This is a genomic window from Streptomyces sp. C10-9-1 (assembly GCF_024497955.1).
Taxonomy (GTDB): domain Bacteria; phylum Actinomycetota; class Actinomycetes; order Streptomycetales; family Streptomycetaceae; genus Streptomyces; species Streptomyces sanyensis.
The window spans coordinates 269,382-283,407 of sequence record NZ_JANHKP010000004.1 but is presented as its reverse complement, the minus strand read 5'-3'; the positions used below and the strand labels follow the sequence as shown (position 1 = coordinate 283,407).

Sequence of the window (14,026 nt, the reverse complement as noted above, 5' to 3'; positions counted from 1 at the left end):
GCCTATCCTGTCGCCCATGCTGACCATCACCCGTGCCCTGTACGACCGGATCGTCGCCCACGCCCGCGAGGACCACCCCGACGAGGCCTGCGGGATCGTGGCGGGCCCGGAGGGCTCCGGGCGCCCCGAGCGCTTCATCCCGATGCTGAACGCCGCCCGCTCGCCCACCTTCTACGAGTTCGACTCCGGCGACCTCCTGAAGCTCTACCGCGAGCTGGACGACAACGACGAGGAGCCGGTGGTGATCTACCACTCGCACACCGCCACCGAGGCGTACCCCTCGCGCACCGACGTCTCCTACGCGGGCGAGCCCGGCGCCCACTACGTACTGGTCTCCACCGCCGACACCGACGGCGCCGGACCCTTCCAGTTCCGCTCCTTCCGCATCGTGGACGGCGGGATCACCGAGGAGGACGTCCGCGTCGTCGACGCCTACTGAACCGGTCCCCGCCCGCGGCCCCCGGAGCCGCCCCCCATGCCCCGAGTCCGCATCGCGAGCGGGAGGAGTCCAGTATGTGGGATCACACTCCGGAACCCGGATCGGGAATCGATACGATGACCGCATGGTTGACCCTGACGTGAGCGACAAGACGCCGAGCGCCCCCCTGCTCGTTGCGCGGCTGCACGTCGACCTGTGCCGCCTCGCCAGCGCGATGTGTCCGGCAGCCGCCGGTCCCTGCGCCCGCGCCGCCTGACGTACGAGCGCACCCAGCAGACAAAGCCCCTCGCGCGGGGGCCCCGCCGCGCGCCCTGCGCCACCCTTCCTACAGGAGCCCACACCATGGCCATCGAGGTCCGCATCCCGACCATCCTCCGCAGCTACACCGACGGCGCCAAGGCCGTCGAGGGCAGCGGAGCGACCCTCGCCGAGCTGTTCGCCGACCTCGACTCGCGCCACGCGGGCATCCGGGAGCGCATCGTCGACAAGGACAACGGCTCCCAGCTGCGCCGCTTCGTCAACGTCTACCTCAACGACGAGGACGTCCGCTTCCTGGAGGGCATCGCCACCCCGCTGTCCGACGGCGACAGCGTCACCATCCTCCCGGCCGTCGCCGGCGGAATGCGCTGATGCGGTACGACTCCCCCCTCGCGGCGGTCGGCAACACACCGCTCGTCCGGCTGCCGCGGCTGTCGCCCTCCGAGAACGTCCGCATCTGGGCGAAACTGGAGGACCGCAACCCCACCGGCTCGATCAAGGACCGCCCCGCGCTCCACATGGTCGAGCAGGCCGAGAAGGACGGCCGCCTCACCCCCGGCTGCACCATCCTCGAACCCACCAGCGGCAACACCGGCATCTCGCTCGCCATGGCGGCCAGGCTCAAGGGCTACCGCATCGTCTGCGTCATGCCGGAGAACACCTCGCAGGAGCGCCGCGACCTGCTCGCGATGTGGGGCGCCGAGATCATCTCGTCCCCCGCCGCCGGCGGCTCCAACACCGCCGTCCGCGTCGCCAAGGAACTCGCCGCGCAGAACCCCTCCTGGGTGATGCTCTACCAGTACGGCAACCCCGACAACGCGGGCGCCCACTACGCCACCACCGGCCCCGAGATCCTCGCCGACCTGCCCTCCGTCACCCACTTCGTGGCCGGACTGGGCACCACCGGCACCCTCATGGGCGCCGGCCGCTACCTGCGCGAGCACAAGCCCGACGTGAGGATCGTCGCCGCCGAACCCCGCTACGACGACCTCGTCTACGGGCTGCGCAACCTCGACGAGGGCTTCGTCCCCGAGCTCTACGACGCCTCCGTGCTCACCACCCGCTTCTCCGTCGGATCGGCCGACGCCGTCACCCGCACACGGGAGCTGCTCCAGCAGGAGGGCATCTTCGCGGGCGTCTCCACCGGTGCCGCCCTGCACGCCGCCATCGGCGTCGGAAGGAAGGCCGTCAAGGCCGGCGAGAGCGCCGACATCGTCTTCGTCGTCGCCGACGGCGGATGGAAGTACCTGTCCACCGGCGTCTACACCGCGCCGACGACCGAGGCGGCCATCGAGACCCTCCAGGGCCAGCTCTGGGCCTGAGCCACCCGAGCCCTGGCGGCCTGACTCAGGCCGCCAGGTGCCGGACCCGGTCCCATACCGCGGAATCCACCGCCCCCACCCGCCTGCGGAACTCCCGCAGCCGCACCCGGCGCAGCTCGTCCGTCTCCAGGAAGCTCGCCCGCCCCCGCACATCGCCCACCGAACCCGGCGGCAGGGCGATCACCCCGGGCCGCTCGTCGCGGTACCGGCTGGTGATCTTCGCGACGCGGGCCGTGCCTCCGCTCACCGACAGCACCAGGCAGGGCCGGTCCTTCGCACCCGGGCCGTCCTCGTAGGGCACCCGCGCCCACCAGATCTCACCCGCGACCGGCACCCGATCCCCGGGCCGGGCCCGCTCACCCGGCCGCGCGGGCGGACGGCGCCGGCCCGCGGGCCGGCGCGGCCGCGGACCGCGCCCCAGCCCGTCGGAGACCGCCGCCACCAGCGCCAGCACCACCACCGCGCCCAGGGCGAGCCACCACCACGTGTTCATGCGCACGACCGTACCCCTGCGGGCAGCCGCGAGGCGCACCCGCCGAACACGGGGGTGAGTTCCCCCACAACAGAGCGTCGCTGAGGAGCGACCGGCCCTTTCGCGCCTTACTCTCGACGGACCGCACGACCTCCCCCCAGTCCTCCTTCGTCAACGGAGGTTCCCGCTCCATGAAGCTCACCGTCGTCGGTTGCTCGGGGTCGTTCCCGTCCGTGGAGTCGGCCTGTTCGAGCTACCTCGTCGAGGCCGACGGCTTCCGGCTGCTCCTCGACATGGGCAACGGCGCCCTCGGCGAGCTGCAGCGCCACTGCGGTCTCTACGACCTCGACGCCATCTTCCTCAGCCACCTCCACGCCGACCACTGCATCGACATGTGCGGCTACTTCGTGGCCCGCTACTACCGCCACGACGGCGGCCGCTGCCCGGCCATCCCCGTGTACGGCCCCGAGGGCACCGAGCAGCGCCTGACCACCGCCTACGCGGACACGCCCTCGCCGTCCTCGATGAGCGAGGTCTTCGACTTCCGCACGCTGGAGCCCGGCGGCTTCCGCATCGGGCCGTTCGCCGTCCGCACCGAGCGGGTCGCCCACCCCGTCGAGGCCTACGCCATCCGGCTGGAGCACGGCGGCCGGTCGCTGACCTACTCCGGTGACACGGGCGTCAGCACGGCCCTCGACGAGCTGGCCCACGGCACCGACCTGTACCTGTGCGAGGCCTCCTTCGTGCACGGCAAGGAGGACATCCCGGACCTCCACCTCAACGGACGGGAGGCCGGGGTCTCCGCCCGGCGCGCAGGCGCCCGGCGGCTGGTGCTCACCCACATCCCGCCGTGGACCGACGGGGAGCGCAACCTCGCCGACGCCCGCGAGGAGTACGACGGCCCGGCGGAGCTCGCCCGCCCCGGTGCCGTCTACGAGCTCTGAGCCTCCCACCCGTCCCCGCCCCCGTCCGCCGGGAGCGGGTGGGCCCCAGGCCCCCGACCGGACCACGTCCGGCGGGCCGAGCCGGGCCACCGGCCGTACCGTGAGCAGAGGGTTGTCCCCCGTCACCTTCTGCGAGGCACCATGGCCGACGACAGCGCGGGCCCCCGCCCGGCGCACGACCGCGGCGCCGGGCCCCCCGCCGCGGAACTGAAGCACGACGCGATCGGCTTCCTCGACGCCCTCGTGATCGGCATCAACTCCACGTCGCCCGCCTACTCGCTGGCCGCCGTCATCGGACCGATCGTCGCCCTGGTGGCCGTCTACGCCCCCGGCATCGTCCTCGCCTCCTTCGTCCCCATGCTCCTGATCGCCTCGGCGTTCTACTACCTCGACCGCGTCGACCAGGACTGCGGCACCACCTTCTCCTGGGTCACCCGCGCCATGGGCCCCTGGGCGGGCTGGTTCGGCGGCTGGGCGATCATGATGACCGGCGTCCTCGTCGTCGGCTCGCTCGCGGACGTCGCCGTCGGCTTCGGACTGCTGACCGTCGGCCTCGACGGATGGGCCGAGAACGACGCCGTCCGCCAGACGCTCGCCGTCCTGCTGATCCTCGTCATGACCGCCATCTGCGTCATCGGCACCGAGGCCTCCGCCCATGTGCAGAACGCGCTGATCCTCGCCCAGGTGGCCTGCCTGCTCGTCTTCGCCGGCGTCGCCCTCTACCGCGTCTACGCGGGCACCGGCTCCCTGGACGCCGTCGAGCCCTCCTTCTCCTGGCTCAACCCCTTCGGCGAAGGCGGCGCCGCCCTCACCGGGGGACTGCTGCTCGGCGTGTTCATGTACTGGGGCTGGGAGTCGGCGGTCAACCTGACCGAGGAGGTCAGGGGCAGCGGCGGCAGCGCCCCCGGACGGGCCGGCATCTGGTCCACGGTCGTCCTGGTCGTCACCTACCTGTCCGTGGGCATCGCCGTCGTCGCCTACGCCGGCCCCGCCTACCTCGCCGAGAACGCCGCCGAGGAGGAGTTCATCTTCGCGCAGCTCGCCACCGAGGCCCTCGGAGGCTGGGACTGGCTCGTCCTCCTCGCCGTCTCCACCTCCGCGCTCGCCTCCACCCAGACCACGATCATCCCCGCCTCGCGCACCGCGCTGTCCATGGCCCGCCGCGGTGCCCTGCCCGCCCCCCTGGCACGGATCAACCCCCGCTTCCGCACCCCCGACATCAGCACCTGGGGCGTCGCCGTCGTCGCCATCGCCTGGTACCTGGTCGTCAACCGGATCAGCGAGAACGCCCTCTTCGACTCGCTCACCGCGCTCTCGCTGCTGATCGCCTTCTACTACGCGCTCACCGGTGTCGCCTGCGCCGTCTACTACCGCCGCCACCTGACCGAGAGCCTGCGCAACCTGCTGCTGATCGGCGTCGGACCGCTCGTCGGGGCGGGGCTGCTGTTCTGGCTGCTGGTCGAATCCGTCGGGGACATGGCCGACCCCGCCAACTCCTACAGCGGCACCTCCTGGTTCGGCCTCGGGCCGCCGCTGGTGATCGGGATCGGCATCGTGCTCGTCGGCATCCTGGTGCTGGCAGCGCAGCGTCTGGCCGGGGGGCCGTTCTGGCGGGAGCGGCGCGGGGTGGCCGACCCCGCGCTCGTCCCCGGTGCCTCCCCGGGCTCGGGCCCCGGGGACGAGGAGGGCTGAGATGTCCGTGGTGCTGGGGTACGACGAGTCCCCGGGCGCACTGCGCGCCCTGGACGTCGCCGTCGAGACGGCCGCCGCCTTCCACGAGCCGCTGGTCCTCGTCTACGGGGCCGGGGCCCCGGGCTCGCTCGGCGAGGAGTACCGCGCCCACTCCGACGCCCTGCGCTCCGCGGGCCGGGAGGCCCTCGCCCACGCGCGCACCACCGCCGAGGCCGCGGGCGTGCCCACGGTGGTCGAGATCCTCGACGCCCACCCGGCCCAGGCGCTGCTCGACGCGGCCGCCCGGCACGCGGCCCGGGTCGTGGTCGTCGGCAGCTACGGGGAGAGCCCGATGCGCGGAGCGCTCCTCGGCTCCACACCCCACAAGCTGCTCCACCTGTCGAGCGTGCCGGTGCTCTGCGTCCCGGCCGCGGACCCGCCGCCCGGCCGCCCCTGAGCGCCCGGAGCCTCCGGGAGACGGACGGAGCCCCCGCCCTGAGGACGAGGGCGGGGGCTCCGGTGCGGGTGCCGGGGGCGGCGCGGGCCTACTTGGCCTCGGCCTTCTCCAGCTCGGCGAGCTCCTCGTCGGACTCGCGGCCCGGCGTCGGGATGTTGAACTTCGTGATCGCGAAGCGGAAGATCACGTAGTAGACCGCCGCGAAGACCAGACCCACCAGGGCCAGGCCCCACGGGTTGGTGGCGATCCCCAGGTTGAGGAAGAAGTCGACCGCGCCGGCGGAGAAGCCGAAGCCGTCCTTCATCCCGAGCGCCCAGGTCAGCGCCATCGAGACACCGGTCAGCACCGCGTGGATCGCGTACAGGACCGGGGCGATGAACATGAAGGTGAACTCGATCGGCTCGGTCACACCGGTGACGAAGGAGGTGAGCGCGAGGGAGAACATCATGCCGCCGACGACCTTGCGGCGCTCCGGGCGGGCGCAGTGCACGATCGCCAGGCAGGCGGCCGGCAGGGCGAACATCATGATCGGGAAGAAGCCGGTCATGAACTGCCCGGCCGACGGGTCGCCCGCGAGGAAGCGGGCGATGTCGCCGCTCTTGCCCTCGTAGGTGCCGGCCTGGAACCACGGGAAGGAGTTGAGCAGGTGGTGCATGCCGACCGGGATCAGCGCGCGGTTGGCCACACCGAAGATGCCCGCGCCCACGGCGCCGGACTCGACCAGGCTCTCACCGAACCAGTGCAGGCCCGCGCCGAGCCACGGCCAGATGAGACCGAAGACGATGCCGGTGAGCAGACCCGCGAAGGCCGACAGGATCGGCACCAGGCGGCGCCCGCCGAAGAAGCCCGCCCAGTCGGGCAGCTTGGTGCGGTAGAAGCGCTGGTACAGCAGGGCCACGATGATGCCCATGACCACGCCGCCGAGCACCTTGGCGTCGACGGCCTGCTCCACCATGACGATCTTGCCGTCGACGATCGCCTCCTTCTTGGGGAGGCTGCTGTCGGTGAAGGTGCCGAGCACGCTCTTGAACACCAGGTAGCCGGCGACCGCGGCGAGCGCGGTGGAGCCGTCGGACTTCTTCGCGAAGCCGATCGCGATACCCACGGCGAACAGCAGCGCCATGTTGTCCAGCAGCGCTCCGCCACCCGCGGCCATGTAGCCCGCGATCTTGGTGATGAAGGTCGGGAACGACTCCTTGCCCAGCATGTCGGGCTGACCGAAGCGCACCAGCAGCGCGGCGGCGGGCAGCACGGCGACCGGCAGCATCAGGCTGCGGCCGATGCGCTGCATGACAGCCATCGCGCCCGCGCCCATCTTCTTCTTGTCCGCCTCGGGGGCGGCGCTAGCCGTGGACATCAACTTCCTCCAGTGGAACAAGACGTCGCCGGGACGGAGCACGGGGGAGGGCGGCGTCTCTCAAAAGGGGAACGCGGCCGATGGTCTGGACCGCGTGGTCTACACCTTTGAGTGGTGTAGACCTGTTGTAGCACGGTGAACGATAGATAAGGAACCTGCGAATTTCCCGGCCCGGGTAACAATCAGGTCACCCGCACGGCGGCCCCCGGACCCGCACGGGTCCGGGGGCCGCACCCCGCCGGGGTTCTGCCTGGTGGGAGAGGGCTACTTCGTCTGCTCCCGCTCGATCTCCTCCTCCAGCTCCTCCGGCTCACGCCCCGGAGTCGGAATATTGAAGACAGTGATCAGAATCCGGAACAGCACGTAGTAGACGACCGCGAAGCACAACCCGATCGGGATGATCAGCCACGGTTTGGTGTCCAGGTGCCAGTTGACGATGTAGTCGATCAGCCCCGCCGAGAAGCTGAACCCCGCGTGCACCCCCAGCCCCCAGGTGATCGCCATCGACGCACCCGTCAGCAGCGCGTGCAGCCCGTACAGCAGCGGTGCCGCGAACATGAACGAGAACTCGATCGGCTCCGTCACGCCCGTGACGAAGGACGTCAGCGCCACCGACACCATCAGCCCCGCCACCCGCTTGCGGTGCTCCGGCCGCGCGCAGTGCGTGATCGCCAGGGCCGCCGCCGGGAGGCCGAACATCATGATCGGGAAGAAGCCCGACATGAACAGGCCCGCATCCGGGTCGCCCGCGAAGAACCGCGTCAGATCGCCCTGCACCACCGTGCCGTCGTCACCCGTGTACTCGCCCGCCTGGAACCAGAAGAACGTGTTCAGGAACTGGTGCATGCCGATCGGGATCAGCAGGCGGTTCGCCACGCCGAAGATCGCCGCACCCCAGGCCCCCAGGTCGATCAGCTGCTTCGCGAAGGAGGTCAGCGCGTCGCCCACCGGCTCCCACAGCAGGCCGAACAGCACCCCCAGGACGCAGCAGACGAAGGCCATGATGATCGGCACCAGCCGCCGGCCGTTGAAGAAGCCCAGCCAGTCCACCAGCCTGGTGCGGTGGTAGCGCTGCCAGATCACCGCCGTCAGCAGGCCGATCATGATGCCGCCCAGCACCCCGGGGTTCTGCGGCACCCCGTCCGGCAGCGCCTCCGTCACCGTGCCGTCCACCGGGAAGGCCTTCAGCACGTTGAAGTAGACGAGGAACCCCGCCACCGCCGCCAGCGCCGTGGAGCCGTCCGCCTTCCTCGCGAACCCGATCGCCACCCCGATGCAGAACAGCAAAGGCAGCCCCAGCGCCCCGTCGAGGATCCCCGTGCCGCCCTTGATCAGCACGTTCGCGGTCTTGTCCCAGAACGGGCCGTGCAGATAGGCGCCGAACAGATTGCCCAGGCTCACCAGCAGCCCCGCGGCCGGCAGCACCGCCACCGGCAGCTGCAGACTCCGCCCCACCTTCTGGAGCCCCTGGAGCAGCCCGTTCCACCAGCGGTGCTGCGGTGCTGCGGCGCTCTCCGCGGTCATCGGCGTCCTCCCGGGGCAGACTCTGGTTGGCAGGTGCTGCAGACTGGTGTAGACCAGTCGCCAACGGGTCGGACGCCCGCGCCGCACTGCGGGGCGGGCGGGACGCCGGTGGTCGCCATCCTTCGACAGAAGGCGACCACCCGCCCGTGAAGATGGGCCAACCGTGCGTTACCGTGACAAATCCGACCAACGGTGGGTCGGGCAGGCGCCCCGCGCACAGGACATCAGGGAGAGAACATGGCCACAAAGGCTGAGAAGATCGTCGCCGGCCTCGGCGGGATCGACAACATCGAGGAGATCGAAGGCTGCATCACCCGCCTCCGCACCGAGGTCGCAGACCCCTCCAAGGTCGACGAAGCAGCCCTCAAGGCCGCCGGCGCGCACGGAGTCGTCAAGATGGGCACCGCCATCCAGGTCGTCATCGGCACCGACGCCGACCCCATCGCCGCCGACATCGAAGACATGATGTGACCCGAACCCACCGCACCGCGCACTGACGCCCCACCCCAGCGGCGCCCGGCGCACCCGAGGGGCCTGAATCCGATCACCGGACGCAGGCCCCTCACCCGTCTGCCGCTAGGCTCGCCCCCATGTCACGCATCGACGGCCGCACCCCCGAACAACTCCGCCCCGTCACCATCGAACGAGGCTGGAGCAAGCACGCCGAGGGCTCCGTCCTCGTCTCCTTCGGCGACACCAAGGTCCTCTGCACCGCCTCCTTCACCGAAGGCGTCCCCCGCTGGCGCAAGGGCAGCGGCGAGGGCTGGGTCACCGCCGAGTACTCGATGCTCCCCCGCTCCACCAACACCCGCGGCGACCGCGAATCCGTCCGCGGCAGGATCGGCGGCCGCACCCACGAGATCAGCCGCCTCATCGGCCGGTCCCTGCGCGCCGTCATCGACTACAAGGCCCTCGGCGAGAACACCGTCGTCCTCGACTGCGACGTCCTCCAGGCCGACGGAGGCACCCGCACCGCCGCCATCACCGGCGCCTACGTCGCCCTCGCCGACGCCGTCACCTGGGCCCAGGGCAAGAAGCTCGTCAGGACCGGCCGGCAGCCCCTCACCGGCACCGTCGCCGCCGTCTCCGTCGGCATCGTCGACGGCACCCCCCTCCTCGACCTCTGCTACGAGGAGGACGTCCGCGCAGAGACCGACATGAACGTCGTCTGCACCGGCGACGGACGCTTCGTCGAGGTCCAGGGCACCGCCGAGGCCGAACCCTTCGACCGCAAGGAACTCAACGCCCTCCTCGACCTCGCCACCGGAGGCTGCGCCGACCTCGCCGCCCTCCAGCGCACCGCCCTCGACGGCACCGCCCCCACCACCTGACCCACCCGCACCCCGCACCCACCCGGGGCCCGCGCCGCACACCACCACCCCACGCCGGCAACCGTCGACACCCCCGCCGGCGTCACCCCGTACGGGCGCACGGACCACCGTGCGCCCGTCCGCACACCAGGAGGACGATCCATGCCCGCCCGCCGCCGCACCGCAGCCGTCATCACCGCAGCCGCCCTGCTCATACCCGCGGCCGTCGGGTGCAGCGCGATCGACAAGGCCCTCGACTGCGTCGCCACCGCCGACGCCATCGCCACCAGCGTCGACAACCTCCAGCGAGCCGTCTCCACCGCCTCCGACGACCCCACCCAGGCCAAGGAGTCCCTCGACCAGATCGACCGCGACCTCGCCGACCTCGGAGACACCACCGACAACGCCGACCTCGGCAAGGCCGTCGACGACCTCGCCGCCGGAGTCGACAACGTCCGCGCCTCCATCGAAGCCGGCGACCCCACCCCCGACCTCACCCCCGTCACCGACGCCGCCACCGAGATCGGCAAGGTCTGCACCCCGTAGATACTGGGGGCATGACGCGCCTGATCCTCGCCACCCGCAACACCGGGAAGATCACCGAACTCAAGGCCATCCTCGCCGACGCGGGCCTCACCCACGACCTCGTCGGCGCGGACGCCTTCCCCGACATCCCCGACACCAAGGAGACCGGCGTCACCTTCGCCGAGAACGCCCTCCTCAAGGCCCACGCCCTCGCCCGGGCCACCGGCCTGCCCGCCGTCGCCGACGACTCCGGCCTCTGCGTCGACGTCCTCGGCGGCGCCCCCGGCATCTTCTCCGCCCGCTGGGCCGGACGCCACGGCGACGACCGCGCCAACCTCGACCTGCTCCTCGCCCAGCTCCTCGACATCGACACCCCCCACCGCGGCGCCCACTTCGCCTGCGCCGCCGCCCTCGCACTCCCGGACGGCACCCAGCGCGTCGCCGAGGGCCGCCTCACCGGCACCCTCCGCCGCTCCCCGCACGGCACCAACGGCTTCGGCTACGACCCCGTCCTCCAGCCGGAGGGCGAGAACCGCACCTGCGCCGAGCTGAGCCCCGGGGAGAAGAACGCCATCAGCCACCGCGGCAAGGCCTTCCGCGCGCTGGTACCGGCGGTACGGGAGCTGCTGGGCTGAGGAGGACGGCGAAGGGCCGGTCCGCACGTCGTGCGCGGACCGGCCCTCGTCTGCGGTACGCCCGGTCGGATTCGAACCGACAGACACGACCACCTAAAGATCGCCGCTCAGCCGTTGGCGTACGGGCGCCTGCGTTGCCGCGCTGCCACTCTACTGGGCGGGAGCCTCGCCGGGCAGGGTGGGACCGCCGGGTCGGCGCCGACCTCCTCGGCACCAGGTGCTCGTGACGGCGTGGCAGTTGGGGCACAGCAGCCGGAGATTCTCCCCGCGGTCGTCGTACGGATCGCCGTTGACGTGGTCGATCTCCAGGGTGAGGCGGTTACCGTGCCACAGCTCGCCCGTGCCGCATTCCTCGCACACCGGAAGGACGCCGCTCGCCCGGAGCGCCCGGCGCAGGACCGCGGTCCGTGTGCGGCGCGGACCGCAGTGCCGGACGAGGACCTCCTCGGGCGGCCGCGTCCGGCCCGGTCGGCCCTTTCCATGGCCCTGGCCGAGGAAGTGCGAGGTGTCGATCCCGGCCCGTGACACGGCTTCCCGGAACCGGGCGCGCGTCCTGCTGTTGTCAGGGCGGCCGAGCAGCCGCAGCGCCTGGGCCACGGAGAGCGCCCGCTCCACGGCGTCCCTCAGCTGCTTCGTATCCGACAGGCCCGGTGGGCGCCCGGGCTCGTCGGTGAAGTGCGAGACGTCGATACCGAAGTGGGCGAAGCGGCCTCGCAGGTAGCGACGCAGCTTCCCGTAGGGCCTCGTTCCGAGGAGGGCGATCGCCTCGTCGAGATCGGCACAGGCCGCGGCGGCCGCCGAGAGAGCCTCCCGTGTGTACTTCGCGGGCGGCATCTCAGCGCTCCCCGCCGCGCGCGGGCCGACCGCCACGGGACCGTCGCCGGTAGGCGTCGGTGGTCGAGTGGCAGTTCGGGCACAGCAGACGCAGGTTGTGCGGGCTGTTGTTCCGCCAGTCGCCGTCCCGGTGGTCGACCTCCAACGGCAGGGGGCGGCCACGCCAGAGGGGGTCCGTCCCGCAGAGGTCGCAGCGCTGCGGGACGCCGAGACGGGACAGGGCCCGCCGCAGGCGCTCCCCGGGAACGCGGCGGGTCAGCCCCGGCGAACGGACGAGAACAGCCGCCGGGTCCTGCCGACCGCCCCCGCCCCTGCGTCGTACGGGACCGGTGAAGTGGCTCGTGTCGATGCCGAGGGCGCGCACCCGGCGGCCGAGGTGGGTGTGGTGCCCTCCGAGTACGTCGAGGCCGAGCCGCCGGAGCACCTCGGACATGTTCGCGGACGAGGCCACGGCGGATTCCAGTACCTCGCGCGTCCAGCGGGTGCCCTCACGCGTGAAGTGCTCCGTGGGCACGCCCAGTCGCCGCATCCGCTCGCGCAGGTAGCGACGGGCCGGGCCCTTCGGGTCCACTCCCAGTGAGACCAGGGCCTCACTCAGCGTCCGCGCCCCCGCCGCCGCCTCGGACAGCCGCTCCCTGGTGTAGGGACTCCGCTCCATCGGCCCTTCCCCTCCCGCCCGCGTGTTCGTTACCCGTACGGAGCAACGAGCCGGGGCGGGGGAGGTCACGCCGGGGCGGGGCGGCCCGGTGGCAGGGTCAGACGCCCAGGTCCTTGATGATCTTCGCGACGTGCCCGGTGGCCTTGACGTTGTACAGGGCGCGCTCGACCCTGCCCTCCTCGTCGACGACGACGGTGGAGCGGATCACGCCGGTGACGGTCTTGCCGTAGAGCTTCTTCTCCCCGAAGGCCCCGTAGGCGGCCAGGACCTCCTTGGAGGGGTCGCCGACCAGGGTGACCCTGAGGTTCTCCTTCTCGCGGAAGGCGGCCAGCTTCTCCGGCTTGTCGGGGGAGACGCCGATGACGTCGTAGCCCGCGGCCGCAAGGAGGTCGAGGTTGTCGGTGAAGTCGCACGCCTGCTTGGTGCAGCCCGGGGTGAGCGCCGCCGGGTAGAAGTAGACGATCACCTTGCGGCCCTTGCGGTCGGCGAGGGAGACCTCGTTTCCGTCCGCGTCGGGCAGCGTGAAGGCGGGGGCCGTGTCGCCGGGCTGGAGGCGCTCGCTCATGGTTCTCCTCGGAGGACGTGCGGGTGTACGCCGTCGAGCGTAATGGGGGTGCCGTGGGGTGCGGGACGGGGACAGCTGACAGACTGTCGATGAAGGACCAGTCGATGTAGGACCACCGGACACGACCACGGAGGCGGCGCGGTGTCGGATACCAGGACCCCTGCGCAGATCGAGGCGGACATCGTCCGCCGGCGCGAGCAGCTCGCCGAGATGCTCGACGAGATCGGTGTGCGCGTGCACCCCAGGACGGTGATCGGCGACGCGAAGGCGAAGGTCGCGTCGACCGTGGACGAGACGGCCGGGCGTGCCTTCGTGGCGGTGAACCGGACGCTCTCGGGCGTGAAGGAGAAGTTCGTCGGGGAGGACGGTGCCCCCCGGCTGGAGCGGGTGGTGCCGGTGGCGATGGTGGCCGTGGGCGTGGTGGGGCTGCTGGCGGCGTCGGCGCGACGGCGCCGCGGGTGACCCTGCGGCGCGCCGTGCGGGTCCGGGCGGGTAATTTTGTCGCGTGAGCGCCAACAGCCATGAGCAGACGACCCACCACGACAAGCTGCCGATCCGGATGCTGCACGACCGCGTGCTCGTGCGGACCGACATCCCCGAGGGGGAGCGGCGGTCCAGCGGCGGCATCGTGATCCCGGCGACGGCGGCGGTCGGCCGGCGGCTGGGCTGGGCCGAGGTGGTGGCGGTCGGGCAGAACGTGCGCACGGTGGAGGTGGGTGACCGGGTGCTGTACGACCCCGAGGACCGGGCGGAGGTCGAGGTGCGCGGTGTGGCGTACGTGCTGATGCGCGAGCGGGATCTGCACGCGGTGGCGGCGGACCGCTTCCAGGGGTCGGAGGACTCGACGGGGCTGTACCTGTAGGGCGTGCCCGCGGGGCGCCTGCGTGGCAGGGCCCCGGGAGGGGTGCGGGAGGGTCGCGGTGCGGCCGGGGCCGGTGGCGGAGGTCACCGGTCCTTTGCGTGTGCGGTTTGCTAGGTTGGCGGGATCCCGACGAGACGCGCCGTACCGGGTTTCCGCAAAGACGACGCACCCGTGTCCGTTCCGCGTTTTCGGA

Annotated in this window: 19 protein-coding genes, 1 tRNA gene and 1 riboswitch; of the genes, 13 read left to right on the top strand and 7 right to left on the bottom strand. The window is 71.8% G+C overall.

The features are described 5' to 3' along the window. Nucleotides 1–16 precede the first annotated feature (16 nt). The 4 genes from NPS70_RS07745 to NPS70_RS07730 all read left to right on the top strand — a co-directional run bounded on the left by NPS70_RS07745 (nucleotide 17) and on the right by NPS70_RS07730 (nucleotide 2,019). Nucleotides 17–439 carry a Mov34/MPN/PAD-1 family protein gene (locus tag NPS70_RS07745; RefSeq protein WP_256523311.1) on the top strand — a complete coding sequence of 141 codons (423 nt, stop codon included), beginning with the start codon at nucleotides 17–19 and terminating at the stop codon, nucleotides 437–439. Between the two features lie 124 nt (nucleotides 440–563). Next, a complete protein-coding gene (locus NPS70_RS07740) occupies nucleotides 564–695 on the top strand; it encodes a putative leader peptide (RefSeq protein ID WP_305885564.1) in 132 nt (43 codons plus the stop codon). An 86-nt stretch (nucleotides 696–781) separates the two neighbouring features. After that, on the top strand, nucleotides 782–1,069 hold the full coding sequence (locus NPS70_RS07735) for a MoaD/ThiS family protein (RefSeq protein WP_256523309.1): 288 nt from the start codon (nucleotides 782–784) through the stop codon (nucleotides 1,067–1,069). After that, a complete protein-coding gene (locus NPS70_RS07730; RefSeq protein ID WP_256523308.1) occupies nucleotides 1,069–2,019 on the top strand; it encodes a PLP-dependent cysteine synthase family protein in 951 nt (316 codons plus the stop codon). Before NPS70_RS07735 ends, NPS70_RS07730 begins: the two co-directional genes overlap by 1 nt. A gap of 25 nt (nucleotides 2,020–2,044) precedes the next feature. On the opposite strand, the gene NPS70_RS07725 is transcribed toward NPS70_RS07730, so the two are convergent. Then, nucleotides 2,045–2,512, bottom strand: a complete 468-nt coding sequence (locus NPS70_RS07725; RefSeq protein WP_256523307.1) for a type II toxin-antitoxin system PemK/MazF family toxin — start codon at nucleotides 2,510–2,512, stop codon at nucleotides 2,045–2,047. A gap of 170 nt (nucleotides 2,513–2,682) precedes the next feature. Between NPS70_RS07725 and NPS70_RS07720 the strand changes: the two genes are divergently transcribed. From NPS70_RS07720 to NPS70_RS07710, 3 genes are all read left to right on the top strand, one after another. Next, nucleotides 2,683–3,435, top strand: coding sequence for an MBL fold metallo-hydrolase (locus NPS70_RS07720; protein WP_256523306.1), 753 nt, complete (start codon nucleotides 2,683–2,685; stop codon nucleotides 3,433–3,435). A gap of 141 nt (nucleotides 3,436–3,576) precedes the next feature. Beyond that, nucleotides 3,577–5,127: an APC family permease gene (locus tag NPS70_RS07715; protein ID WP_256523305.1), complete on the top strand. Its 1,551-nt coding sequence runs from the start codon at nucleotides 3,577–3,579 to the stop codon at nucleotides 5,125–5,127. 1 nt (nucleotide 5,128) lies between these two features. Then, nucleotides 5,129–5,563, top strand: coding sequence for a universal stress protein (locus tag NPS70_RS07710; RefSeq protein WP_256523304.1), 435 nt, complete (start codon nucleotides 5,129–5,131; stop codon nucleotides 5,561–5,563). Between the two features lie 88 nt (nucleotides 5,564–5,651). Here NPS70_RS07710 and NPS70_RS07705 read toward each other — a convergent pair whose 3' ends face one another. Both NPS70_RS07705 and NPS70_RS07700 read right to left on the bottom strand, forming a co-directional pair. Continuing rightward, on the bottom strand, nucleotides 5,652–6,920 hold the full coding sequence (locus tag NPS70_RS07705; RefSeq protein ID WP_256523303.1) for a PTS transporter subunit EIIC: 1,269 nt from the start codon (nucleotides 6,918–6,920) through the stop codon (nucleotides 5,652–5,654). Nucleotides 6,921–7,184: 264 nt separating this feature from the next. Continuing rightward, on the bottom strand, nucleotides 7,185–8,444 hold the full coding sequence (locus NPS70_RS07700) for a PTS transporter subunit EIIC (protein WP_256523302.1): 1,260 nt from the start codon (nucleotides 8,442–8,444) through the stop codon (nucleotides 7,185–7,187). Nucleotides 8,445–8,681: 237 nt separating this feature from the next. On the opposite strand from NPS70_RS07700, the gene NPS70_RS07695 reads away from it, so the two are divergent. The 4 genes from NPS70_RS07695 (at nucleotide 8,682) to rdgB (ending at nucleotide 10,914) form a co-directional block, all read left to right on the top strand. Then, entirely contained in the window at nucleotides 8,682–8,915 is a 234-nt protein-coding gene (locus tag NPS70_RS07695; RefSeq protein ID WP_256523301.1) for a glucose PTS transporter subunit EIIB, read from the top strand. 119 nt (nucleotides 8,916–9,034) lie between these two features. Further along, on the top strand, nucleotides 9,035–9,775 hold the full coding sequence (gene rph, locus NPS70_RS07690; RefSeq protein WP_256523300.1) for a ribonuclease PH: 741 nt from the start codon (nucleotides 9,035–9,037) through the stop codon (nucleotides 9,773–9,775). 141 nt (nucleotides 9,776–9,916) lie between these two features. After that, nucleotides 9,917–10,300 carry a hypothetical protein gene (locus tag NPS70_RS07685; protein ID WP_256523299.1) on the top strand — a complete coding sequence of 128 codons (384 nt, stop codon included), beginning with the start codon at nucleotides 9,917–9,919 and terminating at the stop codon, nucleotides 10,298–10,300. A gap of 11 nt (nucleotides 10,301–10,311) precedes the next feature. Further along, nucleotides 10,312–10,914 carry an RdgB/HAM1 family non-canonical purine NTP pyrophosphatase gene (gene rdgB / locus NPS70_RS07680; RefSeq protein WP_256523298.1) on the top strand — a complete coding sequence of 201 codons (603 nt, stop codon included), beginning with the start codon at nucleotides 10,312–10,314 and terminating at the stop codon, nucleotides 10,912–10,914. A 56-nt stretch (nucleotides 10,915–10,970) separates the two neighbouring features. On the opposite strand, the gene NPS70_RS07675 is transcribed toward rdgB, so the two are convergent. The 4 genes from NPS70_RS07675 to bcp all read right to left on the bottom strand — a co-directional run bounded on the left by NPS70_RS07675 (nucleotide 10,971) and on the right by bcp (nucleotide 12,971). Beyond that, nucleotides 10,971–11,043: transfer RNA gene (locus tag NPS70_RS07675), tRNA-Leu, on the bottom strand. Between the two features lie 21 nt (nucleotides 11,044–11,064). Further along, on the bottom strand, nucleotides 11,065–11,748 hold the full coding sequence (locus NPS70_RS07670) for an HNH endonuclease (RefSeq protein ID WP_256523297.1): 684 nt from the start codon (nucleotides 11,746–11,748) through the stop codon (nucleotides 11,065–11,067). Between the two features lies 1 nt (nucleotide 11,749). Continuing rightward, complete coding sequence (locus NPS70_RS07665; protein ID WP_256523296.1) at nucleotides 11,750–12,406, bottom strand: HNH endonuclease signature motif containing protein; 657 nt, start codon at nucleotides 12,404–12,406, stop codon at nucleotides 11,750–11,752. Between the two features lie 97 nt (nucleotides 12,407–12,503). Continuing rightward, nucleotides 12,504–12,971: a thioredoxin-dependent thiol peroxidase gene (bcp, locus tag NPS70_RS07660; RefSeq protein ID WP_256523295.1), complete on the bottom strand. Its 468-nt coding sequence runs from the start codon at nucleotides 12,969–12,971 to the stop codon at nucleotides 12,504–12,506. Between the two features lie 141 nt (nucleotides 12,972–13,112). Between bcp and NPS70_RS07655 the strand changes: the two genes are divergently transcribed. Continuing rightward, nucleotides 13,113–13,433 carry a DUF3618 domain-containing protein gene (locus tag NPS70_RS07655; protein ID WP_256523294.1) on the top strand — a complete coding sequence of 107 codons (321 nt, stop codon included), beginning with the start codon at nucleotides 13,113–13,115 and terminating at the stop codon, nucleotides 13,431–13,433. A 43-nt stretch (nucleotides 13,434–13,476) separates the two neighbouring features. Beyond that, nucleotides 13,477–13,833 carry a co-chaperone GroES gene (locus NPS70_RS07650; protein ID WP_256523293.1) on the top strand — a complete coding sequence of 119 codons (357 nt, stop codon included), beginning with the start codon at nucleotides 13,477–13,479 and terminating at the stop codon, nucleotides 13,831–13,833. 102 nt (nucleotides 13,834–13,935) lie between these two features. After that, a riboswitch (guanidine-III (ykkC-III) riboswitch) is annotated at nucleotides 13,936–14,003 on the top strand. Nucleotides 14,004–14,026 lie beyond the last annotated feature (23 nt).

What these genes read in the sequence shown, in the direction of transcription:
- NPS70_RS07695 (WP_256523301.1), top strand. Translation starts at nt 8,682, where the DNA reads ATGGCCACAAAGGCTGAGAAGATCGTCGCCGGCCTCGGCGGGATCGAC.
- NPS70_RS07705 (WP_256523303.1), bottom strand. Translation starts at nt 6,920, where the DNA reads ATGTCCACGGCTAGCGCCGCCCCCGAGGCGGACAAGAAGAAGATGGGC.
- NPS70_RS07740 (WP_305885564.1), top strand. Translation starts at nt 564, where the DNA reads ATGGTTGACCCTGACGTGAGCGACAAGACGCCGAGCGCCCCCCTGCTC.
- NPS70_RS07700 (WP_256523302.1), bottom strand. Translation starts at nt 8,444, where the DNA reads ATGACCGCGGAGAGCGCCGCAGCACCGCAGCACCGCTGGTGGAACGGG.
- rdgB (WP_256523298.1), top strand. Translation starts at nt 10,312, where the DNA reads ATGACGCGCCTGATCCTCGCCACCCGCAACACCGGGAAGATCACCGAA.
- rph (WP_256523300.1), top strand. Translation starts at nt 9,035, where the DNA reads ATGTCACGCATCGACGGCCGCACCCCCGAACAACTCCGCCCCGTCACC.
- NPS70_RS07725 (WP_256523307.1), bottom strand. Translation starts at nt 2,512, where the DNA reads ATGAACACGTGGTGGTGGCTCGCCCTGGGCGCGGTGGTGGTGCTGGCG.
- NPS70_RS07685 (WP_256523299.1), top strand. Translation starts at nt 9,917, where the DNA reads ATGCCCGCCCGCCGCCGCACCGCAGCCGTCATCACCGCAGCCGCCCTG.
- NPS70_RS07735 (WP_256523309.1), top strand. Translation starts at nt 782, where the DNA reads ATGGCCATCGAGGTCCGCATCCCGACCATCCTCCGCAGCTACACCGAC.
- NPS70_RS07730 (WP_256523308.1), top strand. Translation starts at nt 1,069, where the DNA reads ATGCGGTACGACTCCCCCCTCGCGGCGGTCGGCAACACACCGCTCGTC.
- NPS70_RS07665 (WP_256523296.1), bottom strand. Translation starts at nt 12,406, where the DNA reads ATGGAGCGGAGTCCCTACACCAGGGAGCGGCTGTCCGAGGCGGCGGCG.
- NPS70_RS07720 (WP_256523306.1), top strand. Translation starts at nt 2,683, where the DNA reads ATGAAGCTCACCGTCGTCGGTTGCTCGGGGTCGTTCCCGTCCGTGGAG.
- NPS70_RS07745 (WP_256523311.1), top strand. Translation starts at nt 17, where the DNA reads ATGCTGACCATCACCCGTGCCCTGTACGACCGGATCGTCGCCCACGCC.
- NPS70_RS07710 (WP_256523304.1), top strand. Translation starts at nt 5,129, where the DNA reads ATGTCCGTGGTGCTGGGGTACGACGAGTCCCCGGGCGCACTGCGCGCC.
- NPS70_RS07670 (WP_256523297.1), bottom strand. Translation starts at nt 11,748, where the DNA reads ATGCCGCCCGCGAAGTACACACGGGAGGCTCTCTCGGCGGCCGCCGCG.
- bcp (WP_256523295.1), bottom strand. Translation starts at nt 12,971, where the DNA reads ATGAGCGAGCGCCTCCAGCCCGGCGACACGGCCCCCGCCTTCACGCTG.
- NPS70_RS07715 (WP_256523305.1), top strand. Translation starts at nt 3,577, where the DNA reads ATGGCCGACGACAGCGCGGGCCCCCGCCCGGCGCACGACCGCGGCGCC.